Source organism: Peribacillus phoenicis, from assembly GCF_047238085.1.
In the GTDB taxonomy this organism is placed as follows: domain Bacteria; phylum Bacillota; class Bacilli; order Bacillales; family DSM-1321; genus Peribacillus.
In genome coordinates, this window is the sequence record NZ_JBDFMF010000001.1 from 2,110,162 (window position 1) to 2,134,215 (window position 24,054).

General features: G+C 34.3%; 27 protein-coding genes. 23 read left to right on the plus strand and 4 right to left on the minus strand.

Annotated features, from left to right (window positions below; translation table 11 throughout):
* Position 1: 1 nt before the first annotated feature.
* The 18 genes from ABC374_RS10240 to ABC374_RS10330 all read left to right on the plus strand — a co-directional run bounded on the left by ABC374_RS10240 (position 2) and on the right by ABC374_RS10330 (position 13,687).
* Positions 2 to 475 (plus strand): antitoxin YezG family protein, encoded by a 474-nt coding sequence (locus tag ABC374_RS10240; RefSeq protein ID WP_350302553.1) that lies wholly within the window; start codon positions 2 to 4, stop codon positions 473 to 475.
* Between the two features lie 833 nt (positions 476 to 1,308).
* On the plus strand, positions 1,309 to 1,785 hold the full coding sequence (locus ABC374_RS10245; RefSeq protein WP_289321966.1) for a hypothetical protein: 477 nt from the start codon (positions 1,309 to 1,311) through the stop codon (positions 1,783 to 1,785).
* Between the two features lie 214 nt (positions 1,786 to 1,999).
* Positions 2,000 to 2,293 carry a pre-toxin TG domain-containing protein gene (locus ABC374_RS10250; RefSeq protein ID WP_413017461.1) on the plus strand — a complete coding sequence of 98 codons (294 nt, stop codon included), beginning with the start codon at positions 2,000 to 2,002 and terminating at the stop codon, positions 2,291 to 2,293.
* A gap of 135 nt (positions 2,294 to 2,428) precedes the next feature.
* Entirely contained in the window at positions 2,429 to 2,638 is a 210-nt protein-coding gene (locus ABC374_RS10255) for a hypothetical protein (protein ID WP_413017463.1), read from the plus strand.
* A gap of 82 nt (positions 2,639 to 2,720) precedes the next feature.
* On the plus strand, positions 2,721 to 2,882 hold the full coding sequence (locus tag ABC374_RS10260) for a polymorphic toxin type 15 domain-containing protein (protein WP_350302557.1): 162 nt from the start codon (positions 2,721 to 2,723) through the stop codon (positions 2,880 to 2,882).
* Positions 2,875 to 3,129, plus strand: a complete 255-nt coding sequence (locus ABC374_RS10265; RefSeq protein WP_413017465.1) for a polymorphic toxin type 15 domain-containing protein — start codon at positions 2,875 to 2,877, stop codon at positions 3,127 to 3,129. Before ABC374_RS10260 ends, ABC374_RS10265 begins: the two co-directional genes overlap by 8 nt.
* Positions 3,130 to 3,148: 19 nt before the next feature.
* The gene (locus ABC374_RS10270) at positions 3,149 to 3,697 is read left to right on the plus strand and encodes a T6SS immunity protein Tdi1 domain-containing protein (RefSeq protein WP_413017467.1); all 549 of its coding nucleotides are present in this window, start codon (positions 3,149 to 3,151) and stop codon (positions 3,695 to 3,697) included.
* A 932-nt stretch (positions 3,698 to 4,629) separates the two neighbouring features.
* Positions 4,630 to 5,097 (plus strand): antitoxin YezG family protein, encoded by a 468-nt coding sequence (locus ABC374_RS10275; RefSeq protein WP_413017469.1) that lies wholly within the window; start codon positions 4,630 to 4,632, stop codon positions 5,095 to 5,097.
* Between the two features lie 330 nt (positions 5,098 to 5,427).
* Positions 5,428 to 6,072 carry a DNA/RNA non-specific endonuclease gene (locus tag ABC374_RS10280; RefSeq protein ID WP_413017471.1) on the plus strand — a complete coding sequence of 215 codons (645 nt, stop codon included), beginning with the start codon at positions 5,428 to 5,430 and terminating at the stop codon, positions 6,070 to 6,072.
* Between the two features lie 21 nt (positions 6,073 to 6,093).
* Entirely contained in the window at positions 6,094 to 6,576 is a 483-nt protein-coding gene (locus tag ABC374_RS10285; RefSeq protein ID WP_413017473.1) for a DUF600 domain-containing protein, read from the plus strand.
* Between the two features lie 1,145 nt (positions 6,577 to 7,721).
* Positions 7,722 to 8,186 (plus strand): hypothetical protein, encoded by a 465-nt coding sequence (locus tag ABC374_RS10290; RefSeq protein ID WP_350302864.1) that lies wholly within the window; start codon positions 7,722 to 7,724, stop codon positions 8,184 to 8,186.
* A 531-nt stretch (positions 8,187 to 8,717) separates the two neighbouring features.
* The gene (locus tag ABC374_RS10295; protein WP_350302563.1) at positions 8,718 to 9,128 is read left to right on the plus strand and encodes an immunity protein YezG family protein; all 411 of its coding nucleotides are present in this window, start codon (positions 8,718 to 8,720) and stop codon (positions 9,126 to 9,128) included.
* A 479-nt stretch (positions 9,129 to 9,607) separates the two neighbouring features.
* Positions 9,608 to 10,120 carry an Imm6 family immunity protein gene (locus tag ABC374_RS10300; RefSeq protein ID WP_413017475.1) on the plus strand — a complete coding sequence of 171 codons (513 nt, stop codon included), beginning with the start codon at positions 9,608 to 9,610 and terminating at the stop codon, positions 10,118 to 10,120.
* A 219-nt stretch (positions 10,121 to 10,339) separates the two neighbouring features.
* The gene (locus ABC374_RS10305) at positions 10,340 to 10,846 is read left to right on the plus strand and encodes an Imm6 family immunity protein (protein WP_350302565.1); all 507 of its coding nucleotides are present in this window, start codon (positions 10,340 to 10,342) and stop codon (positions 10,844 to 10,846) included.
* Between the two features lie 908 nt (positions 10,847 to 11,754).
* Positions 11,755 to 11,904, plus strand: coding sequence for a hypothetical protein (locus tag ABC374_RS10315; RefSeq protein ID WP_413017477.1), 150 nt, complete (start codon positions 11,755 to 11,757; stop codon positions 11,902 to 11,904).
* 32 nt (positions 11,905 to 11,936) lie between these two features.
* A complete protein-coding gene (locus ABC374_RS10320) occupies positions 11,937 to 12,452 on the plus strand; it encodes an SMI1/KNR4 family protein (protein WP_413017479.1) in 516 nt (171 codons plus the stop codon).
* Positions 12,453 to 12,702: 250 nt separating this feature from the next.
* Positions 12,703 to 13,002, plus strand: a complete 300-nt coding sequence (locus tag ABC374_RS10325) for a contact-dependent growth inhibition system immunity protein (RefSeq protein ID WP_413017481.1) — start codon at positions 12,703 to 12,705, stop codon at positions 13,000 to 13,002.
* A gap of 205 nt (positions 13,003 to 13,207) precedes the next feature.
* On the plus strand, positions 13,208 to 13,687 hold the full coding sequence (locus ABC374_RS10330; RefSeq protein WP_413017483.1) for a DUF600 domain-containing protein: 480 nt from the start codon (positions 13,208 to 13,210) through the stop codon (positions 13,685 to 13,687).
* A 597-nt stretch (positions 13,688 to 14,284) separates the two neighbouring features.
* On the opposite strand, the gene ABC374_RS10335 is transcribed toward ABC374_RS10330, so the two are convergent.
* The gene (locus tag ABC374_RS10335) at positions 14,285 to 15,199 is read right to left on the minus strand and encodes an iron-hydroxamate ABC transporter substrate-binding protein (RefSeq protein ID WP_350302569.1); all 915 of its coding nucleotides are present in this window, start codon (positions 15,197 to 15,199) and stop codon (positions 14,285 to 14,287) included.
* 565 nt (positions 15,200 to 15,764) lie between these two features.
* Here ABC374_RS10335 and ABC374_RS10340 point away from each other — a divergent pair.
* A complete protein-coding gene (locus ABC374_RS10340; protein ID WP_413020319.1) occupies positions 15,765 to 15,944 on the plus strand; it encodes an MBL fold metallo-hydrolase in 180 nt (59 codons plus the stop codon).
* A gap of 195 nt (positions 15,945 to 16,139) precedes the next feature.
* Entirely contained in the window at positions 16,140 to 16,331 is a 192-nt protein-coding gene (locus tag ABC374_RS10345; protein ID WP_413017485.1) for an MBL fold metallo-hydrolase, read from the plus strand.
* A gap of 363 nt (positions 16,332 to 16,694) precedes the next feature.
* Here ABC374_RS10345 and ABC374_RS10350 read toward each other — a convergent pair whose 3' ends face one another.
* From ABC374_RS10350 to ABC374_RS10360, 3 genes are all read right to left on the minus strand, one after another.
* The gene (locus ABC374_RS10350) at positions 16,695 to 16,940 is read right to left on the minus strand and encodes a hypothetical protein (RefSeq protein ID WP_350302571.1); all 246 of its coding nucleotides are present in this window, start codon (positions 16,938 to 16,940) and stop codon (positions 16,695 to 16,697) included.
* Positions 16,941 to 17,304: 364 nt separating this feature from the next.
* Positions 17,305 to 18,516, minus strand: coding sequence for a SpoIIE family protein phosphatase (locus ABC374_RS10355; RefSeq protein WP_413017488.1), 1,212 nt, complete (start codon positions 18,514 to 18,516; stop codon positions 17,305 to 17,307).
* A gap of 22 nt (positions 18,517 to 18,538) precedes the next feature.
* Complete coding sequence (locus tag ABC374_RS10360; protein ID WP_350302573.1) at positions 18,539 to 19,360, minus strand: alpha/beta fold hydrolase; 822 nt, start codon at positions 19,358 to 19,360, stop codon at positions 18,539 to 18,541.
* A gap of 968 nt (positions 19,361 to 20,328) precedes the next feature.
* Between ABC374_RS10360 and ABC374_RS10365 the strand changes: the two genes are divergently transcribed.
* From ABC374_RS10365 to ABC374_RS10375, 3 genes are all read left to right on the plus strand, one after another.
* Positions 20,329 to 20,538 carry a hypothetical protein gene (locus ABC374_RS10365; RefSeq protein ID WP_350302574.1) on the plus strand — a complete coding sequence of 70 codons (210 nt, stop codon included), beginning with the start codon at positions 20,329 to 20,331 and terminating at the stop codon, positions 20,536 to 20,538.
* A 158-nt stretch (positions 20,539 to 20,696) separates the two neighbouring features.
* Positions 20,697 to 21,659: a peptidoglycan-binding protein gene (locus ABC374_RS10370; RefSeq protein WP_413017491.1), complete on the plus strand. Its 963-nt coding sequence runs from the start codon at positions 20,697 to 20,699 to the stop codon at positions 21,657 to 21,659.
* Between the two features lie 708 nt (positions 21,660 to 22,367).
* Entirely contained in the window at positions 22,368 to 23,969 is a 1,602-nt protein-coding gene (locus ABC374_RS10375; protein ID WP_413017493.1) for a phosphodiester glycosidase family protein, read from the plus strand.
* Positions 23,970 to 24,054: the final 85 nt, after the last annotated feature.

The window sequence follows — 24,054 nt, forward strand, 5'->3', positions numbered from 1 at the left end:
TATGAATGAAATTAAACTTAATAGTATTTATCAAAAAATAGCCCAAACTATTAATGAAACTATACCAGAGGAATGGTCAAAGGTATTAATGTACGGTGAAATTGCTGACGGTACCGGTACGGCTTTCTTTTTTTATTATACTCCTAATAGTGAAGTGCCTATTTATAGTCATGATATACCTGAAATATATAGTTTAAATGAAGAAGAATATGATAAATTATGGTATCAATTATTAGATGAATTAAAAATATTATCAGATGAATTTAAAAATAATAATCAAGAACAATGGACCAATTTAACTTTTACTTTGGAAAGTACAGGGAAATTTAAAGTTGACTATGATTATGAAGATCTATCAAATGCAGATGATCACGAAAGAAGGGTTATTTGGGAATATACTCGTTTGGATCTTTTACCTGAAACTGAATATGATAAGAGTATTTTAGAAGAATACCTAAAGAATAATCAAGGATAAGAAAAGCTATTTCTTTTGTATGACCTTAACGGTAAAGTTAAGGTCTTTTCAATGTTGATATGGTATGTATCATCTTAAGCCATATCGGGTTCCTCAGATAAAAGGCCGTTAGGTCTAAAAATATTAATAGATAAGAATATGGATTTACTGACCTCAGGCAGGGTCGTGATAAAATAGCAAGTGGTACAAAGTTCGTCCCTTACAGCAAGGAATTTGCCCAAAAGCAGGTTCAAAAAGGTTCAAGCCACAATAACGGACATAGCGATATCAGGAAAAAACACGTTAAAAAATATAGGTGAAGAACTGGGTAAAAAAGAAATTCCTAAACGGATAAGTGTGGAACAAGTATCCCTCGCAGGAGGACCAAGCCTTCCCCATGTTATGATGGAAAAGCATACAATTAAGGAAGTTATCAGAAATTTACTGTTAAGGATAGCAAAGTAGAGGCTGCTTCAGGCGAGAGTGTTCCTAAGGGTATAGAAATAGGCGAAAATATTAAGGACTATAAAAAGACATTCTTTGTTGAATACCCAGACCTTAAAGGTAGTGTAGTAGTTCATCATGCTATAGAGCAACAAATTCTAAAAAGGCACCCGAATTTATTTTACTTGAGGAAATACATACTCTAGAAAACCTGAGAGGTATACCAAAAGAAGTAAACAGTGATATACATTTATCAAAAATAAGAATAGATTGGAATAGATTTTACAGAAATAACCCTAATCCCACAAAAGAGGAAGTAATAGGCTATATGATTGAGTTAGATCAAAAATATGGTGAAAATTTTAATCCGCCAGTGAAAAGGTGAGAATGTGATAGGAAGGAGGTTACTAATGAAATTATATTTTTTAGAACCAGAAGTATCAGGTGGTCATGGTGAACATACCATTTATGGAACAGAAGAAGATATTGCAACTGAAGGTATTTCAGGAAAGGTAAAATATTTACATTATGAGTTTGAAGGATGGCTAGGAGATGACCTGTTAGAGTCAACACCAGCCTTTATTGTTTCAAGTAAACTTGAAACAGAATTAAAGAATAGTGAATTTAAAGATTACAAATTAGAAAAGTGTTTAATTACTACATCTGATGAATTTAAAGAAATGTATCCAAATAAGGAATTACCTAAATTCAGCAGATTTATTCCGCTTGGTAAAGTTGAAGTAGAAGGAGAGAACTTCAAAAATTGGTCAGGACATCACTTCTGTTTATCACCAAAAGGTGAGTTAGTTGTAACTCAAGAGGTTATGGACTTTTTTAAAAGAGTTTTAATAGATAATTGTTATATTACAACCCTAACACAGGAATAAATAATAAAACCTTAGAGATATCAAAAATCTCTAAGGTTTTATTATTTGAAGGGAGAGCCGAATTCTTTTTTATAGTATTGAGATTAACCTATTGTTAGACCTACACAGCATTTTAAGAAGATATAAAGCCGTACTTAAAGTTAAATCGTATGTACAATATACCTTTTTTACTATGCCGTAAGGCTACTCTACCTTAATTAATTTCTGAATGTCGATGTCTAATACTTTTTTTCCTAAGATTAATAGAAAAAATATAAAGCTAAGCCTAGAAAATCGCCCATGGTATGAAAAAGCCTGGGATACGACAAAAACCTTTACAGGGGAATTCACGGGATATTATGATTCTATCAGGGCCTCAACCGGAGTCGATCCAGTAACGGGCGGCAAGCTGTCCGATGCCGAAAGAATCGCCGCCGGCGCCATGGCAGCCGCTGGATTCATCCCCGTAGTCGGCTGGGCCGGCGGCCGGGCCATCAAAGGCGGCAGCGCCCTATACAAAACGGCCTAAGGACTCAACGCAGCGAACCACGCGCTCGATGCCTATAAAACGACAAAAGGCTTTAGCCTCCTCCAGAAAACCGAATACGGGATATACGGACTCCTCGCAGCCAACGGCCTCTTTGAGACGGCCACCGGCAAAGACATGTTCGGCAACCAGCTAACCGAGGAACAGCGCCAGAACGGCCTTTTGATGGCACTCGGAATCGGCGGTGTGGTAGGTGCGGCGAAGGTCGCCGATAAAGTAGTGAGTAGTACAAAGTTCATCCCTTACAGTAAGGAATTTGCGCAAAAGCAGGTTCAGAAAGCAAAAGCATTCGGCAGACAAATCGGCAATGTGGAAGTAAGGAAATAGTACAGAAGTTTGCGGTGAAGAGTGATGGTGGTAAGGGTACAGGCATTTATACCATATCCAAAGAATCTCAGAAATAGAGGTTATGTTCAAGCAAAATCCAAAACACAATGCAGAAGAATTCGCTAGACAGTTAAAAGACCAAGAAAAAGGGTTGAATGATTTAACTATTGATGAATATTTAAAGAATAGAGAAAGATATATAGAAGAAGGAAGAGCTGGAATTAAGGAAACAAGGATTGTCTAGACAAGACGCAAACAAAAAAGCAAATGAATGGTTAGAAACTCAAGCTGCTCTCCATAACCCGGATCAAATTGCGGGAGGAACTCCTATTAATATAGGTGGAATGGGGGATAAAAAAGTTAATTCTTCTATTGGCTCTCAATGGAAATACAGAATAGATGTATTAGATGAACAAATAAGAGAGCTATCAAAAACCATGGTTGAATCAGAAAGAAAATCAACATATTTAAATGTTAAATTAATGAATTAATTATTGGAGTGAGAATAATTTGTCAAATAATGTATTTGAAGGATTTGTATTTGAAGAAAAAATTGATAAAGAAGTCATCGAAAAATATAAAGAGAAGATACCAGAACAAATAACAGAAATATGGAGGCAATACGGGTTTGGAAGTATATTAAAAGGTTATTTAAAATTGATAAACCCTGAAGTATTTGAAGAACTTTTAAAAGGTGTATATATAAGAAGCGAGGATGCTATTCCGTTATTTGCTACATCTATGGGCGATATAATTGTTTGGGAAAAAGGAAGATATTTAAACCTGCTAAATTTTAGAAAAGGGAATGTAAATGTTATTTCAGCTGGTTTTGATTTTTTTCTAGATGATTTAAATGATAATAGCTTTATTGTTGAAGAATTAGAATGGAATCCTTATCCTGAAGCAGTTGATAAATATGGAGAACCAGATTTTGATGAATGTTTTGGTTATACCCCTCTCCTTGGATTAGGTGGACCAGATAAAGTGGAAAACCTGAAAAAGGTGAAACTTATTGAACATATTTATCTGATTACTCAATTCATGGGACCAATCGAATAAGGGATAACCAATCAAGAATAGATTATGAATATAATTATTAAGATCTATCAGGTTCAGATAATCATGAAAGAAGGGGTATTTGGGAATATACTTTCTTGGGTTTTTTACCTCCAACTGAATATGATAAGATTATTTTAGAAGAATACCTTAAGAATGAATATTGGAGGACAATAAGAGCTTGTTCTTTTTGTATGACCTTAACGCAAAAGTTAAGGTTTTTTGTCTTTTCATTGTTGAGATATGAAAATGTATCAACTTACTCCATATCATTCCTCAGATAATAGGCCAAGAGGACTTAAAATCATATAGATTTACTTTAAGGCAAGGTGGCTTAGAAAAAAGTAGCGAGTGGTACAAAGTTCGTCCCTTACAGCAAGTAATTTGTCCAAAAGCAGGTTCAGAGGTTCAAGCTACAATAACAGACATAGCGAGATCAGGAAAAACCACGTTAAAAAATATAGGTGAAGAACTAGGTAAAAAGGAAATTCCTAAACGTATAAGTGTAGAACAAGTTTCCCTCGCAGGAGGACCAAGCTTTCCCCAAGTTGTAATGGAAAAGCAGACAATTAAGGAAGCCTATCAGAAATTTACGGTTAAGGATAGCAAAGTTTTCTCACAGTAGATGAAATTGAGAGAATGGAAAATATTCTTCATGATTATCAGTGTACAGATAAAGAAATCCTAATAAAAAGAGAAGAATTTATAAAATTATTTTAAACATGCAATAAACCTATGGATTTGTCTGTGTTACGTACTTCAAGACTTGCAATAGAACTTTTAGCATATTATAATTTCGTTTGTTTATGAAGGTGATAACTGGTAAAACCAGTTATCACCTTCTTTATTCCTAAGTATACAGATTATAACTTTTGGTATAGGATGTTGTTAAAAACTACTAAGAACATTTGAAAATAGAGCAGGGGGATAAAAAATTGAATGAATCAAAACTAAATGATTATTATCAGAATATAGCTCAAACTGTAAATGAGATGATTCCAGAAGAATGGAGTAAAGTAATTTTGTATGGAGAAATTACTGAAGGGACAGGGACTGCGTTCTTTTTCTACAAGTCTAATATTAATGATAAACTCATATATAGCCATGATATCCCTGAATTACATAGTATTAGTAGAAGGGAGTATAGAGATACATGGCGGAGGTTAATAAAGGTCTTAAAAGAATTATCGGATGAATTTAAAAATAATAATCAAGAACAATGGACCAATTTAACTTTTACTTTAGAAAGTACAGGGAAATTTAAGGTTGACTATGATTATGAAGATCTATCAGATGCAGATGATCACGAAAGAAGGGTTATTTGGGAATATACTCGTTTGGGTATTTTACCTGAATCTGAATATGATAAGAGTATTTTAGAAGAATACCTTAAGAAAGAATAATGTAGACAAGAAAAGCTTGTTCTTTTGTATGACCTTAACGCAAAAGTTAAGGTCTTTTTATTGTTGATATGAATATGTATCATCTTAAGCCATATCGGTTCCTCAAATAATAGGCAGTGAGGACTTAACATCATATAGATTCACTTCATGGCTAGGTGGCTTAGAAAAAAGTAGCGAGTGGTACAAAGTTCATTCCTTACAGCAAGGAATTTGCGAAAAGCAGGTACAGAAGGTTCAAGCTACAATAACAGACATAGCGAGACCAGGAAAAACCACGTTAAAAAATTCAGGTGAAGAACTAGGTAAAAAAGAAATTCCTAACGTATAAGTGTGGAACAAGTATCCCTCGCAGGAGGACCAAGCCTTCCCCATGTTATGATGGAAAAGCAGACAATTAAGGAAGCATATCAGAAATTTACGGTGAAGGATAGCAAAGTAGAGGCTGCTTCAGGGGAGAGTATTCCTAAGGGTATGGGTAAAGGTAGTGCTGAAGTAAGTGAAGTTAAAACATTAGTGGACAACAGAATACAGTTTACAAACGGAAGAAAAAATAGGTTAAAGCCTGACATTAGATATAAAACAGGAGAGTATGATTACTTTTATGAAACAGATAATGTAGGTAGGATTGTAAAATTTGAAACAGAAAATTTACAATTAACAACGAGAACAGATAGATTGTCACACAGCAAAAACACACCTGGTAAAGTAAAAGGTCAAGACTATGCAGGGCATTTGGCAGGTGATAGATTTGGAGGATCACATAAAATTGACAATTTGGTTTCGCAATTATCTGATGTTAATTTGAAGCAATATAAGAAAATTGAAGAAGAACGGGCTGCAGCTTTAAAAGAAACACCTTCCAAAAAAGTAACAGTTGTTGATATAATCTACTCTGGGAACGATATGCGTCCTGAAAAATTTAAAGTAATTTATACTATTGATGGTAAAAGGAGCTCTAGAGTTCTTGAAAATTAATCTAAGGAGTGAAAAAATAGTATGAAAGAATTTGAAGATAAGTTTAGTGAATTGCAAGCAGATATGATATCCATATGTATGGAATATGTTGAAGATAGAGCTGATAAAGTATATGTTCATGCTTCATGTGAAGAAGGAATTATTTCGAGCAGTTTCTTTTATTTGATTAACAATAAGTATTTAAAGTCTCATAAATTGAATGATGCATTGGAAAATGGGGAAGAAAGATATGATGTATCTGCAGAACGAAATTTTATGGTATTAGATATCTTAAATGAAGATATCGGAAAAATCAAAGCATTATACAAAGAATATGAAAAAGATATGCCCACTGAGATGAAATTAATATATGATGTCAAGAGTGGAAACTTCAAAGCTGAATACAAGTATGATTTAGTTTATACGCATGATGAGATTAAAACGGCCACTCATATTTTTAATGAGTGGTTTGATGAGATAAAAAATAATACCTTTAAATTGTTTACACTCGAAGATACGCTCTAATTTGAATACATGACTCATCAAGGTTGTACCTTCAAGGAGTGTCAATGTAATTTTAATATTAGGCAATAAGAACGAGAATAGGGCGGGATAACATTTTAATAGATAGGACCCCTCATAGATGTCATACTGTCAACATTAAAACATGAAACTTAATGATTTATTTAGAAAATGAACTTAATGCGCTTGATTGTCTACTAAAGGCAACGAGTGCTTTTTAGCGTTAAAAAAAAAGAGAACTAGAATTTTTATAATACACTAAGTGTTAAATTCTTATTGTCCTGTAAATAGACTGTAATGACTGTGAACAGTGTATTACGAGAGTAGAGGAAAGAAGAAAACTATCTTTAACAATGGTTTTAGGGTAAGGTGAAATAGAAAATTAATCCAATAATATATCTATCAGAAGACAAAATGCTAATTATACGGGAATTTGCGCAAAAGCAGGTTCAGAAGGTTCAAGCTACAATAACAGACAGAGAGATCAGGAAAAACCACGTTAAAAAATATAGGTAATGAAATAGGTAAGAAAGAAATCCCAAACGTATAAGTGTGGAACAAGATTCCCTCGCAGGAGGACCAAGCCTACCCCAAGTTGTGATGGAAAAGCAGACAAATAAGGAAGCCTATCAGAAATTCACGGTGAAGGATGGCACAATAGAGGGTGTTTCAAAGGAGAGTGTTCCTAAGGGGACGGGTGAATTTACATCTAAAAAGAAAACTGTACCAGATTGGCTTAAAGAGCGATGGGAAGCAGGTAATAATTTTAATAAGGAAATCGTCCTCGTTATCCTTATAATGAGGTAGAGTACTTCTAATATTAATTCATCTTTAAGTCGCCCTCCTTGAGAGCGTTTGGATTAAAAGGACCAATTGATATTTTAGAGCCTGAAGGATATTTTTTTGTAATTTCATATAAGTAACTCTTAGCTATCGTTTTTTGCACTTCACTAAGTTGAGTGAATTTTCTCGATACTATTTCCTTATTGGGTCCATATGAGTCGACTACGTACTTTTTGCCGCCTACTTCTTTTGCTTCCATTACCAGTTCAAAATAAACCAATTCCGCAAACAATTATTGATGAAGCAACAAAAAACAGAATTATTATTAAGGATATTAATGGGAAGGTGAATAAATGATAATGATTATGAAAGTTTATTATTGTGACGAGTGGTCAGATATCAAAAAAAAGCCTTGGAACATTCTTGATGAACGTACTGCATACACATACCATCAAAAACATGAACCATATACGGCGGTATTAACTGAAAATGAAAAACCTAAATATATTGTAAATATAACAAATGAATGGGTTTCGGTAAGTTTTTATGATGATTTCACTCGTAAGTATCTAAATTATGACTTTGAAGTTATGAGTGATGGTAAGATTTTTTTAAGAACAGCAATGTATTGGGAGTATGATGATGAAACTGATAAGGAAGTAAGTAGCTTGATTTTGGGCTTCCGAGAAGATGGCTATATAGCAATGGAAAAGAGAGACTTTAAAACCGGTTCAGTCGAGGAACGCGAGGTTAGCGATACCCTTGAAAGAAACTGGGACGTATTTCCTGATTTTAGTCAGTACATTCATTTGTGCAAAGAGGAAAGATAACGGATTTAGAGCACTCTTCAGTGCCGATGCTAGCTATATGAATGGTTATCATATTTCAGTAACACATAAGGCAAGTGAACTAAAGATAAATATGCCATTTTGTATAGTATTAATGACGCTCAAGGTGGTTGTATGTATTATGAGGGTGGCTTACCTACTAATAAGATAAAAAATCCTATTTTAGATCTTAACTGGCTTTTGCCTTTCAATCCATTTTTGCTTTAATAGTTTTAAGGTTAAAGTAATCCATATATAGATTTAAAAATCGGGATGGGAGTGTAGCAAGTGGTTGTTTAACCTGACATGAAAAGTAAAGTAAAGCAAACAAATACCGGAGTCGATCTAGTAACGGGTCGCAAGCTGTCCGAAGCCGAAAGTCCATGGAAGAAGTCTTTGGTAAAGAAGTAATTATTAAAGTAAAACCCATAAAGAGGCGCAACCAGCTAGACTAGGTGAGTTTAAAATCAACTATGCAATAGATGGTAAAAAATATTCATATAGATTAACTAATTATTTTAAGAGGTAAATGAGATGGAAACCAAAATAATGGAGCAGACATATCAACAAATTGCGAATACATTAGTTAATATGATTCCAGAGGATTGGAAACAAATCTTTTTATACGCTGAGTTTAGAGAAGGTTATAAAAAGGTTTTTTTCTACTATTACCCTGAAATTGGAGGGGAACCAGTATATAGTCTGGATATAACTGATTTATTTAATGTTGATGAGGAAGAGTTTGAGGGGCTTGATAATGATTTGTATAATTGTTTTTCGAAAATGCGTGAAGAACTTAAGGAGCAAGAACAGGAACTATGGACTAACCTCACTTTCATTTTAGATAACACAGGAAAAATGCAAATGAATTATGGATATGATGATATTTCAGAACTTAGCCCTGTAGAAAAACAAGATAAATGGGAATCTGAATACCTAAATTAAAACACTATATAAAATGAAACCTTGAAATGCTTTTTTAATCCCTTGAATGGCTAAATATCTTTCAGGTTTTTTTGGGTGGCTACCTAGTGCCGAATAAATAGTTTCGTTCTAAGATAGATAACACTAAGTAGTTATTAATAATGTTTGACAAAAAAATATTGTACATAAAAACAACTTTAAATACATGTTCACAATTAAGCCAAATGTATAGGGACTCATCACGGACAACGGCTTTGGCGAAGTGGTCATTGGGAAAGATGTTCGGCAACCAGCTAACTGAGGAACAGCGCCAGAACAGGCTGATGGATGCAAGAGGAATATTTAAGCAAATGACTGATATGTATCCTAATTTAAAAATTAAGGTATCGACTGAAATAAATCCTAGTTACCATATCCAAGAGATACATTGTCCTTTGAGGTAATAAATGGGTTGCCAGAAAATGTGGTTAAAATAAGAAAATAAGTAGGGAATGATAGTTATGGATTTTATCAATAACCTCAACGCAGTGGCTAAGGTTGCAGTAGGATTGGTAATAGCTGAAAATATGTTTAATATAATTAATATGGATGAACCCGGATATAAAATTGGTAAAGAAGCTCTAGATTCCTGTTGGAAATGGCTTGAAGGTGAAAAAATCGATGCGGATGATTTGTGTAACTACATAGATAGCGAAGATTATGTAGATGTAGCTGAGTTTGCAAATAAAGAAAAGGATTTACAAAAACAATATGCATGGTATTCAGTTTTAGATGCTGTTTCTTATACAGCTTATCAAGCATATAAAAAGGAAAAAAGAGACTTTGTTCCTCAAGTGGTTGAAGTGATTGATGACGAAACGTTAAGATTATTAGGTGAAAATGCGAATGAATCTGGTAATTTTAAGCTTGAAAGTCTAAATAATTTTAAAAAATACTTATTGGAAAACTACTCATTAATCGATAATATTGAAAACTATAATTATATAAAAAGGGATAGTCTAACACTGTCCTAAGAGTAAAAAAAGAAACCTTCTTCCTAAAGGGAGAAGGTTTTTTAACCAAATCGAATTAGGTGAACCTGAGAAAGTGGAAATAACTAAGTAAAAGAAGTAAAAGGTACCCTGAGTTAACGATAAAGTCATCTTCTGAGACGTTGAAGGGGTTAAATCTGCAGGGGGATTATCCTTTATTTTGAAAAAATGGAGTTTTGATTGAATAAGGAGGAAAAGTTTGTGATAGAAAAAATCATTGAAATGAACTCTGATTTACAGGTAGCATTTCTTTTAACTTTGTCTGAGAAAGTTATAGGCATGCTTTCGAAATCTTCTGGGTATAAAGCTGCAGTCGAAGCAATTGACTTATGCTGGGATTGGGTTGAAAACAAAAACATTTCTGGAGATACTATCTATCAATTTTTTGACAATGCAGATGAAACAGGTCTATTCATACTGATGCAATTTGAGGAGAAGGAATTAAAGATGAAGGCTTGGAACTGCATTATTGATGCGATTGCATTTACTGATTGGAAAGCTTATATTGAGCAAGGGGAAAAATATTTACCTGGTCCAATAGAATCAGTGGATGAGGATCTATTTCATCATTTCATAAATAATTTCTTAGAAATTAACCATGGAAAGGATGGAATGATCTATCGATTAATTGATATTTTACAAGATAATTATTCAAATAATAAAATTGATGCAAATATAAGAAAACAAATTTTATCTAGCATTGAATAAGTAGTTATACAAATGGCTGTTCAGCTTTTTTCCTTTAAGTTCTTGTTTTACACGCACAAATAAAGAAACAAAAGTAGGTTATGTAAATTGTTAGCGGATGGGTTAATTATGATTATGAGGATTTATCCAATGAGAAGATCACGAAAGAAGGATTATTTGGGAATATACTCGTTTAGGTCTTTTACCTGAATCTGAAAATGAAAAGAGTATTTTAGAAGAATACCTTAAGAAAGAATAATGGAGGCACGGTGGCTTAGAAAAAAATAGCAAGTGGGACAAAGTCCTCCCTTACATAAGGAATTTGCGCAAAAGCGCGGTTTAGAAGGCCCAAGCTACAATAACAAGGAAAAACTACGTTAAAAAATATAGGTGAAGAACTAGGCAAAAAAGAAATTCCTAAACGTATAAGTGTGGAACAAGTATCCCTCGCAGGAGGACCAACTTTAGCCAAGTTATGATCGAAAAGCAGACAATTTTCCCAATGAGACAAATGCTAAATTTAGAAGAGCATCGCCGTCTTCTAAAATACAAAGAGAAGTTTACAATAGTATTGATGATATTATTGGATTGAGGATTTTGCTCTACCTGGAAAAATAATGATAAAAAACGGCATGCAGACCATATTGTTTCTCTAGAAAATAGCTCGTATAGAAGGTTTTGAGACATTAACTTACAATCAACAGAAGGAAATTGCCAATTTTGCAGAGAATTTTATAGGTCTTAGTGAAGCAGCTAATACATCTAAAGGTTCAAAATCATTTGCAGGTTGGTACATCTACAAAAAAGAAAATATTCCGGTAAATCCTGAATTTAGGGAAAAAATGATATTAAAAGAAAAAGAACTAGAAATTGAGATACAAAAGATGATAGATGAATTTAATAGGAAAAATAAAAAGGAGTGATTTCGGGTGGATAAATTATCTTTTTTAAAACAATACAGGAAAAGTATCGAGTTTGTATCTAATAAAGACTTACTCAATATTGAAAAGGAAAATATGCCTGAAAAATGGATAGAGATATTTAAAGAAACAGATAAACTAGAAAGAAAGATAAACTAATAGCTTTATGGAATAATGTGTGTGAAAAAGAATTGAGTAATACTATATCATACTTGAAAGAGAATTTATTAGAAATTGAACTAATTGTAGATAATGGACAATATGCAGTACTATATAGCGTAATGAGTGAAAATGACGAAATTCTCTATTATGAAGGTGGTATACCGACCAATTCTATTAATATTTCAGAAATGCAACAAAATTGGTCAAATGTACCAGTATCTATTAAGGGATTTTATGAAAAGTTACATAATGGGTTTTATTATCTGCCAAGTAGAGCTATGGGGCTTGTACCAGTAGACCACATTACTCATTTTGAGGATTACGAATGGGGAATACTTGAAGAATTAGATGAACCATTAGGAATTAATATGGCAACAACATATGGTTTTTTTGAAAATGGCATGGGAGGATATGTTGCTATAGATTTAAAAAACTGTATAGATGACTTAGCGACATTATGGTTTACTAATGATAAGCCTGAGTATAATGTGGATTTCTGGGATATTGTAGATGAATGGATTGTAATAGGGCTACAAGACAATTGAAAAATATGTAAAATCCCTCGCAGGAGGACCAAGCCCTCGCATATGGAGAAAATACAAAATGGATTTCTGGTCCAAATACCTACATTACCAATAAAAATTAAGGATGTTGAAGAAATAATTAGTAGAAGTGTATCAAGGAACTCCGACTTTGTAGAGAATGTTACAAACGCAAAAATTGTACTTAAAAAAGATACAACGATAATTTTATTCTAACAGGATATCCATAAAAAATAAGGAAGCGAGGAATCTAATGAAAGAAAGGTATGATTACTTAGAAGAGTTAGAAGATTTTTTATGTGGAACATTTCACCAGGATATTAGTTCGCCTGAACTAGCATTAGTTGAGTTTATAAACGAAGCTAATAATGAATGTTTGCTTTTTACAATAAAGTATTGTGACGAATTTTTAAATAGTGATATAACAAAAAAAGAAAAGGAAAACTATATAAAAGCTAATGCAGAAATTTATTTTCCCGCAATTGGATTAACTCCTATACAGTGGCTAAATAAAGTCATAGAACGAATAAAAGAAGCTGTAAAATTAAAATAGAACTTATTATCATAGAAACCTTGGGAGGTAAACAAGTCTTTCAAGGTTTTTATTATGGGAAATTCAATGGCCTACGGCTAAAAAAAGGGGAATTTGTTCCTCAATGTTAAAGTTAATTATGATGGGATTAATAGAGACCGAGCAGTTTTGATATTATGTACGAGATAGATGGGGAACCAAACTTTATTAAAATAAAGAAATAGAGGTGTTCATTTTGGGAAAAGAATTTGAAGATTATTTTTCAGAGCTTCAAACAGATTTGGTTGCGATTTGTTTGGAATTTGTTGATAAGAAAGCAGATGAAATTTATATTTATGGTTCTTATGAACCTGATGCATATTATTTTAATGTGTTTTATAACGTGCAAGGGACTATTGTTTTGAAGCAAAAATTGAACGAAATAGATGTGAAGAATCATGACTATATTTATGATGTATCAAAAGAACGACAATTTGCATTACAACGTATAGGTACTGAAATTTTAGAAGAGATTCATAAAAGATGTAACGAATTTAATCATGAGATGCCAACTGAAATAAAGTTACGTTACAGTATAAAAAATAACAAATTGCAAGCAAAGTATAACTATGATTTAGTTTACACTAATGATGATACCCTTCTTCCAAGTAATATTTTCAAAACTTGGTTTAAAGAAGTAAGTGAAGAGTTAAGTAAAAGAAATTAATATTGTTAACAAATTTGACTGGAAAATATATGTGAAGTGGATAGAAGGTAATGATGAGGTGTTTGAAAATACATACTTCATGATGGTTGAACCATCATGAAGTATTTTGTGCAATGATAGAATTGAAAAAGAAGTACGAGGTTAGGCGAGATTTTGATTGCACAACAGATTAACGATATGATTCCAAATGAATGGGATAATTGTTGTATTAATGGTGAAGTTAAGGGGGGAAGGAGGAGCTTTCTTCTTTTTTAGGCCCCAAAGGTAAGGAGTAACACGTTTTTACATTATATTTCAAAATTATATTATGTAGATAAGATAGCTTACAATTAAGAACTACATAAAATTATATCAAACAAATGTTGAACTCCAAAAGTTTTTATTGATAACGACCAAGAACCTAGTATTCGGTGACATTATTAGTAAATGATTCAGGAAAGTTAAATGTACATTTTGATTATACAAAGTGGCTTGAAAGGAATTTGGTCCAACAGCTGCCTTTTAGGCATCAGGTGCTGTTTGTTTTTCTGAGATGAAATTCAAGTATAAAACACATTAAAGAAGGAATTCTCATTTAAAGAATTCCTTCTTTGCATATTATTTGTTAAGAAATGATTTTTCGAAAAATTCCAGAAGATGCTCTAAAGTGATTGGATCACTGTAGGTGGATGCTTTACTATTTATTTCAAATATACGATCGTTTTTAACTGCAGGTATATTTTTCCATGTCTCGGTCTCTACAAATGAATTAACAACATCTGGGTTTTTGCTAAAGATAATATAATCTCCAGTATACTCAGGAAGCACTTCCGATGAGAGGACATAAATGCCGGATTTAAGTGCCTTTTCTTTTACTTTTTCAGGCATTTTCAAATCCATTGCTTGATACAATATTTCTGTTCCGCGTGCATAGTTATTTCCAAATACATAAAACTCCTTAGCATCATTTTCAATCACAGAAACGGTTGCATCTTCACCAATTTTTGCACGTATCGCTTTTCCTGCGGATTCTGCACGCGTTTCGAAATCATTAACCCATTCTTTTGCTTCCTTTTCTTTGTTTAAGAGTTTTCCGATTTCTATTTGCTGTGATAAATAATCTAATTTCCCCCAAGTGAATACTACAGTCGGAGCAATTTCATTTAGCTTTCCGATATTTTTCATCTCGGATCCCGCTATGATTAGGTCCGGTTCCAGTTCTATGATTTTCTCGAGGTTATCTTCTGATACGACTTCCACTCCCTTTAGTCTTTCTTTAAAAAGTGGATTCATATTAGTCCATTGGTCTATCCCAACGACATTTCCTTCTAAAGCCAATACATTAGGTCCATTAGAGAGAGCAATTATTCTTTTTGGGTTTTTAGGAATCTCAATAGGGCCAGTTTCTGATTGATATGTAACTGTTTCTTTTTTAGCCTTGGATGCATTATTTTCGTTCGCAGTCTCTTTGTTACCGCAAGCACTAAGAATGAGTACGAACAAGAGTAGGAAGGGGATGAATAGCTTTTTCATTCTGATTTTTCTCCTTATTAATTATAGAGTAGGTTAAAAACATATCAAAAAATGTCTAATTAATAATGATATTCATTTTCAATGACTACATCAATATATTAATAGTAATGATAATCATTGTCAATAAATTTCGCCAGGTTGCTAAACTCTGTGTACTAAAAAATTGCGGTGTTCGCAGTCATCATTTTCTGCCTGCGTCGTTAAATACTTGATGTTGACGTATTCCGTTAAATTTTGATCGGTATTTGTTTACATAACTATATTATGGTCTAATCGTTGAGAAGTCATATATATTTGAACTAAAATTTGGAGGTGTATATAATTCTATAAATATAGTATAGAAAGAATTAAATGAAAACGTTAAAAAAGGGTTTTTAATCGTGTTAGCAAGTTTTGTTTTTCATTACTAAACATTTCGATACCGGTTTCAGCTCATGAAACTAAATCAAAACGAACGGTAATAACCAGTGAGGATAGATCAGTAGTTCTAACTCAAATAAAAAAGGATGTTTGGGTACATACAACATATACGGAAATCCAAGGTAATAAGATTTGTGCGAATGGTCTGGTACTTAATACTTCAAAAGGAATCGTCTTAGTTGATGCAGCTTGGGACGATATACTGGCAAAGCAATTATTGGATATGATAAAAAAGGAATTCAAAAAACCTGTCAAGTGGGCAATAATAACTCACCACAAATACGATAGAATTGGCGGGATTCAGGCATTATTGGATCAAAACTAAAAACGGTAAGCACTCCTGAAACTGCAAGATTGGCAGAAGAGTTCAACTATCCTATGCCCGATCCTTCACTGGATTCAATGGCATCAACTTTAAAAGTTGGGAATATGAAAATCGAAATATACTTCCCCCGGGGAAGCCCATACTTCTGATAACATGACGATATGGCTTCCAAAGTATACCTTATTATTTGGTGATATGATCTTTGCACTTGAACAAAAGAATTCTGGGATCATTGATGAAGCTAACATGGAAGCTTGGCCAAATACGATGAAGAATTTAATGTATGTGTATAAAGATGCGAAAATCGTTATTCCTGGTCATAAAACTTGGGGAGATTTCAGTTTGCTTCCACATACATTGGAAATTGTCCAGCAACAAGGAAAATGAATTAATTCTCATTCATTTATAATCTTTTAGCAACTTGTCCACACCTTCCATCAGTCCATGCATATACAATAGTAAGGAGGGTGTTAGTATGCAGATAAATTGTTGTTATGAAGAAAAATGTTTTGAGAACAATGACCCGAGTACAGTATGGTTTCCTGGAAAACGTTGTGAATGTAAAAAATGCAAAAAAAACAAGCATCGTTTTTATTAATCACTAAAAGAATGAAACAACTGTAAAACAATTGTTCAACAGGGGCAGTCCTAGTGGCTGCCTTTTTTATTTGGATATGAAGTTGATGGTGGTAATGCTCTGAAATATAAAAGCTTAAAAACACTCAACCGTGATGGCTGAGTGTTTTTAAGCTAGTCTTTCTTAAGAATCTGCCTGCTTTGCTGAATGATTTCATTATTTTTATTAATCGCTTCAACATTGTTTAATTTAACATGGTCATTGATCAATTCATTATCTTCCATATATTCAAGTAACAATTCGACGGATTTATCCAATAATCTTTCCAGTGGGATTACCCTTTCTTCTGCCAAACGAGTGAGCCGCATGTTTAAATGTGAAGCGAGTGAGGAAACGAATGGATCTCTACCTTCGTTCATTTGCCATGCCCCCTTCCTCTTTAATAGCTTCATTATATAATGGAAATTATTGGAAGGTAAATGGAGCAAAATTAATAAAAAGATGGTTAAATCGATTGAAAGTGTGCTGGTAGCTGGATTATTTTTGGATCGGACGCTGTCAATTATTTATATTACGCAATCTTTAATAATTATTTTGCATAAAAAATAGAAGCTACCCAAAATAGATAGCTCCTCATTTGTTTTATTTTATGCCAATTACTAAACTGGCCATTAAGACTCTCGGTTTTCGAACCAACTAAATTAGTATCTACTACAGGAATTCCCAAGAAATTGAACAACAATCTGTATTAGTTGATGTAACGGATAGCGCAACCCCAAAGTCTTATTTTAGTTTAACCAAAATAAGACTTTGGTCATCTTTACGTTGGTCAGTGTCCTCTTCATTTCTAAGCGATTGTATAATTTCCTCTTTAAGTGTAAATAAAGGGGCAGCCGAATAGGTCTTTAACAATGAGCATAAACGGTCTGAACCTAGAGGTTCTTCAACTCCATCTGTATAAAGGCAGAGCTTACTGTCCTTATTGTATGTAAGGGTATTTGTTTTAAAAATAATTTCTTCAAACATCCCGAGTGGAGGCCGATTAGAACGCAACTGATATTGTTTTCCGTTTATATCCTGTAAAAGAACGGAAGGATGGCCTGCATTAATATAATTAATTTCTCTCTTATCAGTATCGATTAAAAGGTAGACGGCTGTGCAGTAATGCCAAGTTTCACTTGTGTTTTTGAATAAAGAATGAAGGTGATCATCTAATTCCTTCATCACAGTTTTCACTTCAGAACCTTTTAAAATTAATCTCTGAAATATGGAATGAAGTGACATGGTTATGAGAGCTGAAGAAAGCCCGTGCCCCATCACATCAAGTAGGATAAGCCCATACCGTTGGGCGTCAATTTGGTAAAATCCATATAGATCACCTGATAATTGATTGGAACCTTTATAATACGCTTGAATTTCAAGATGTTCATTACTAATAGGAACAGTTAATAGTGTCTCTTGGATTTTTTTAGCAAGATCCATTTCTCTTTCTGTATCTACTTTGTATTTTTCGTTTTTTTCGTTTAATTCAATAAGTTTATCCTTTTGCATTTTCATCGTTTCATGAGCAGTCTCTAAATCAGAATAAGCCTTATTCCTAGCATTTAGAGCTGTCACTGCCTCTTTTTTCGCTATAAGAAGCTCATTTTCTAATTCGTTTCTTTTTCGCATTGGAATCACCACACACTCAATAATGGTTCTTCCATCTCGCTCTCTTTGAACAGCGTTTAGTAACACAGGTATTTCTTCTTCGTCTTCAGACTTTAAGGATATATATATTTCCTCAATGTGATTTTCTAACTTAATCAGAGGAACAAGATAAAGCTGATGAAAGAGTATAGCAGAAGCCGAAAGGATAAAATTAATATGCTGTCCCTTCAATTCATCGAGATTATACCCCAATAATTTAAGTAAGGTTTGATTAACGGATAAAATATCATCTTCTTCTGATAAAGTTAAATATCCGCAGGGTGCCTCATTCAGTTGTTCATTCACAAAAATTCACACCCATCTCTATCTATAAATCGTTTGTCGGAAATTCATCCAAAAACTGTCTAATTAAGAATATCGTCTCTTCAGGATGACTCATATGTGGACAGTGTCCTGTTGCTTTCATCACTTTCAATGTACTATCAGGAAGATGCTTATGAATATATTCTCCTACAGCTGACGGAGCAATAACATCTTCTGAACATTGCAAAATGAGTGATGGTACTTTTACTTTTGGTAAGTCTTTACGGTTGTCTGCAAAAAAGGTAACCTCCGCAAATTGTCGAGCGATAATGGGATCAGTAGAACAAAAACGATTCTCTAGCTCCCGTTTAAGCTCTGGTCGATCTGGATTATTCATTACCGTTCCAGCAAAGGCGGTTGCCCAGCCTATATAATTTTTGTCCATCATATCAATCAATCCTAAAAGTTGTTCTTTTTCGAATCCTCCGTAATAATCATTAGGGAGATTCAAGTAGCAAGGAGAAGGACCAACCAGAACAAGTTTAGAAAAATATTCTGGATGTTTAATTGATGCCAGCATGCCGATCACACATCCGACAGAGTGTCCAACAAATATAGCATCTTTTAGGTCTAATGCGGAACAAACATCAAGTACATCTTGTGCATACCCTTCAAGAGTACTGTATCTTTCCACGTTATATGCCTGTATATCTGAATTACCTGACCCAACATAGTCAAATAGGATAATTTGGTATTCATCTTCGAAGTCTTTTGCAACTGATTGCCAGACATTTTGATCACAACCAAAACCTGGGGCAAATATCATTGGTCGTGTACCACTTCCTTTAAGCTTTACATTATTACGCAATAAAATATTGGGATTCATGATTAGCTCCTTCATTAGAAGATATACTTACTATATGTTAACACTAACCTTATTCGAATTAAAGAATTACACTTTAGTACCAAATCGGTGGAACTTATGTTTAACTTCACCATGATTTACTTGAACTGAAAATTGTCACAGTATCTATTTACCTTAAAAGTTCTGTCAACCTTTTACCATGGTAAGTAATGATCGGTTTTCATAGTCTTAGATTTGCTGGTCAGTGAGTACGAGGAATCACATTTTCTCCTCAAACCATCATTTAAGATCTATTAATAAAAATGAATAATCATCAAACTATGATTTACAAAGGCACTCGCTTTAAAATGAACTTGAAGGGGGGAGATTGATACACTTCGTGGAGTTTCAAGACTTTTGGAAACTCTTAGACTAACGTATGCACGAACTTCTTATATACGGAAAAGGCCGAACGTTCCTTGATAATTAGCCTTTGGAAAGGCTAATTTTTTTAAAAGGGATTATGTATAGGGGATCCATGAGGGGTTTTTTAATTAGATCGAAATATATGGCCCGTGATGTGATTCAATCCACTGTTCTAGAGTGTAAATTCTTTTTAGAAAACATTTTGTAGAGAGCGGAGATAAGTGGGGTTTTGAGAAGTATTGACTGATTATGTGAAGTTCTTTAATTCAATTTATCTATTTTATAATCATGATAGAAACGCGACAAAAAATACATTACCCTAATTTATGTCTATATTTGAATAGATAAGATGGGGGTTTTTATAATGGGTAATTTAAACTTCCCCCTTTTTCTGATTCAAATCCTTCAATATGGATTCACCCTATCTTTAAGAAATTTTCTGATTACTAATTGGAGATCATTAAAATGCGGCTAGCTTCAGTTTTTTGCGCAAAATAATTATTTAAATAATAAATCAATATCGAACGCCTTCTTTGTTTTTCCTGTATAATAATACTATATTTTACATTTGGGAGGGATTATTTATGGACCAAGCCAGCAGTTTAATAGGGCTTTTTGCAATCATACCGATTTTATTTTATTTGGGACTTATTGTATTAAGTGTTTATTTCATAATTAAGATAATTAAATTCATCAATGCAAAGACAAGATTAGATCAAGAAAGAAATGAAAAGCTGGATGAGTTGATAAGGGTAATTGGTAAAGAAAAAGAAGATCAAAATATGCCTTTATAATAGTTGAAAAGCACAGCCCCATTTAGGGTTGTGCTTTTTTTATTTAAGAACGATGAACCTATACTAGGTCCTAATAAAAGGGCGTTTTTTTTGTAACGTCAAGGTAGGTGTACAAGCATTTCCTAATTAGCACCATAACATATTAGGAGGTGATTGAATTGACGGTTAAATTAGAAACTTTATTGGATCGTTCAGAAAAGAATATGGGCAGCGGAATTCATCCAGTCGTAAAAGAATCAGCATTGGAAATGGTTAAACGGGCATATCAAGAAGGCATTTTCGTGCAAATCAGCGCAGGTTATCGGTCTATGGAAGAGCAAGCAAAGCTATATGGTCAAGGTCGCCTAGGATATATCTACGATGGTAAAAACTATAGTAATCTATCAAAACCGAGAGTGACCAACGCGATGCCAGGTCAATCTTACCATAACTATGGACTAGCCATTGATTATTTCATAGTCAGTGATGATGGAAAGAATGCAATATGGACGGTTGATGCAAAATGGAAACGGGTAGCGGCTATTGGTAAATCCTTGGGCTTTGCATGGGGAGGAGATTGGTCAAGCTTTAAAGACTATCCGCACTTGGATATGACAGCCGGACTGACTTATTCTCAGTTAAAAGCGGGAGCAAAGCCTGTACTGATATCAAAAGTTAAAGGAACAACCCCACCAGCTACACAAGTCGAATCCGAAGTCATTGTAAAAGATATACCAGCAAAGGACAGCGGCAACCAAACTATCAAGTCCATTCAAAGGACATTAAATAGCAGATATAATGCGAAAATAGATGTTGATGGATATTATGGTCCCAATACTAAAAAAGCGCTGATCAAGGGTTTTCAAACCGAATTGAATAAACAATATGGTGCAAAGATTAATGTTGATGGAATATGGGGACCCCAAACAAAAGCGGCTTCACCTAATGTTAGGGAAGGGGCGGAAGGGAATATCACCTATATCCTTCAAGCTGCACTTTATTTGGAAGGACATAATCCACATGGCATGGATGGTATCTTTGGAAGCGGAACGGAAATAGCTGTGAAGGCATTTCAAAGGGCCAATGGATTATCTGCAGACGGCATCGCCGGTGAAAATACCTTTGCAAAACTATTTGGATGATATTTGAATTTGAATAGAACTATAATGCTTAAAAGCAATCAGGTTAGCAAAAAAGCCCTTAAAAATGAGGGCTTTTTTTGGATGAATGAAAAAATATTTTATAATAGCAGTTATTTTAAAAGTAAATATCTCAATCGTTTAAGAATCGAAGTATAAGAAACGTAAGAATACATATGGGGACAAGAAATGTAACCGCATTTACGAAATGAAAGTACTTTAATGCGGAATGATTTTTGACTTTAATTACTAAATAGAAGAATGATAAAGTTGCGATCAATGGGCATAACAAGCCAAGATCAGTTAAAATGCTCGAAATTGGGTGGTTTATAACACTAAGTCCAATGAGGAATGAAGCAAGGCAGATAGCATTGATAACCGACAAAATGGTTGGTATTAACAACAAGTTCTTTTTTACTGTCTCCATAAATTTCACCTCCTAGGTGATAATCCCACACGATATATCTTATAATATTCACTGATTAGGCAGTAAAGCAAGATTAAGGCTTTGTTAAAGCAAAGGTTGATTAACTGTGTACAAATAGAAAATTTCAAAAATTGTCCATTCACTAAATGAATTGTAATATTTATCGAGTATTTATCCACATTTTTGTTCACTTAAAATTGACTGAAAAATAATAGTTTTTTTAATTTCCCATCATATTTAGACAATATAGTTAAAGGAGGACATAACTTTATTGGAGGAAAAAAATGAAAAAAATACGGAAAAAGCCAATTTTGCCTATAGTCTTTATTAGTCTGGCATCTGTGATGTTTCTAAATGCAATTCCTGAAACTCCAGTTCAAGCAGAATTGAATGTTTCACAGTTACAAATGAAAAATCATTTGCTTCCGCTTGGTACGCCAAATTTGCAGGAGAAAAGAACTTCCATGAATCTAGCACCAGGAGTGAAGTATACCAAAATCAATCGTGGTGAAACATCTTCTAAAGAATTTTACACAGTGGATGTGGCATTTGTAGCAACACAAAAGCAGGCAAAGAAATTGTTGGAGAATTTAAAGAGAGACGGTTTCAAAAATGCTCGTATCATAAAAGAACCGGATCGGGCCGTGGATGACCGGAAAAAGGGACCGCTTGGGTACATTGTTCGCATCGGTCAATATCAGCTGGAAGCGGATGCAGCCGAAATGAGAAACAAGTTATCGGATAAGGGATATTCGGGACTGCGGACTGTGTATACGGGTGAAGACGGAGAGAAAACAACAGGACCATGGGTAGTGAACGTCCTTGAAGTGGATCAGGATCGATTTCATGGGCATGTGATGCCTGAGTTAGCAAATGATGTAGTGGCAGGAAAAGAAACATTGACCCAAATCGCTGGTAGAAATGATGCCATTGCAGGAGTTAATGCCGGATACTTTGTTGTAGGAGAGAAGGATGGAACACCAGGAGATCTTGCCGGTATATTCGCCAGCAAAGGTCAACTTGTCAGTGAAGCTATAAATGGACGTTCAGCTCTGATTTTATCTTCTGTTGAAGAGAAGGCAAACATTGCATCTGTGTCCACGTCAATTCAGGCTACTTCATCTGATGGTGCGGTCAGGGAAGTGGATGGATTAAATCGAAAGCCAGGATTAATCCGCAATTGTGGCGGTGTTGGAGGAGATACGACCACAGAACGGGCAAAACATGATTTTACTTGTAAGGATGAAAGTGAACTTATCCAATATACGTCCGTATTTGGAGATAAGACAGAATCGGGCGAAGGTATGGAAGTGGTAGTAAATCATGCCGGGGTAGTGGGGGAAATTCGTAACAAGCGTGGGGGAGACATTCCAAGCGGTGGTTCTGTTCTTGCGGGAACGGGGGAGGCGGCAGAGTGGCTTCGTGACCATGCCCGACAAGGAATGAAGATTCAAGTGAAAAGTAAAATCATCGGTGATGGAAAGCAATTGATATTAGACCAAACCACAAGTATGATTAATGGAGGTCCTCGATTATTGGAAAACGGAGAAATTTCCATTAATGCCGTAGAGGAAGGCTTTCACTGGGAAGAAGATCCAGGGTTTTATTATCGTTTTGGGGAACGTCGCAATCCTAGAACGCTTGCAGGAATCAAAGAGAATGGCAATCTATTATTCGTCACCATTGATGGACGCGCACCCGGATGGAGCGTGGGAGCTAATTTTGAAGAAAGTGCGAAAGTGATGAAGTCATTAGGGGCCGTCGATGCCATCAATCTTGACGGCGGCGGATCGACGACCATGACAGTTGGGGATGACCGAGTCACAAGACCCTCTGATGCAGCAGGTGAACGCCCGATTGCCGACGGTATAATGTTAGTAGAATAGATGGGCAGAGATTAACGACTTCATTTATCAAATAAACTTAAAATCTCTTCAGATAGGTTTCTGAAGAGATTTTTTTGTTGTGATA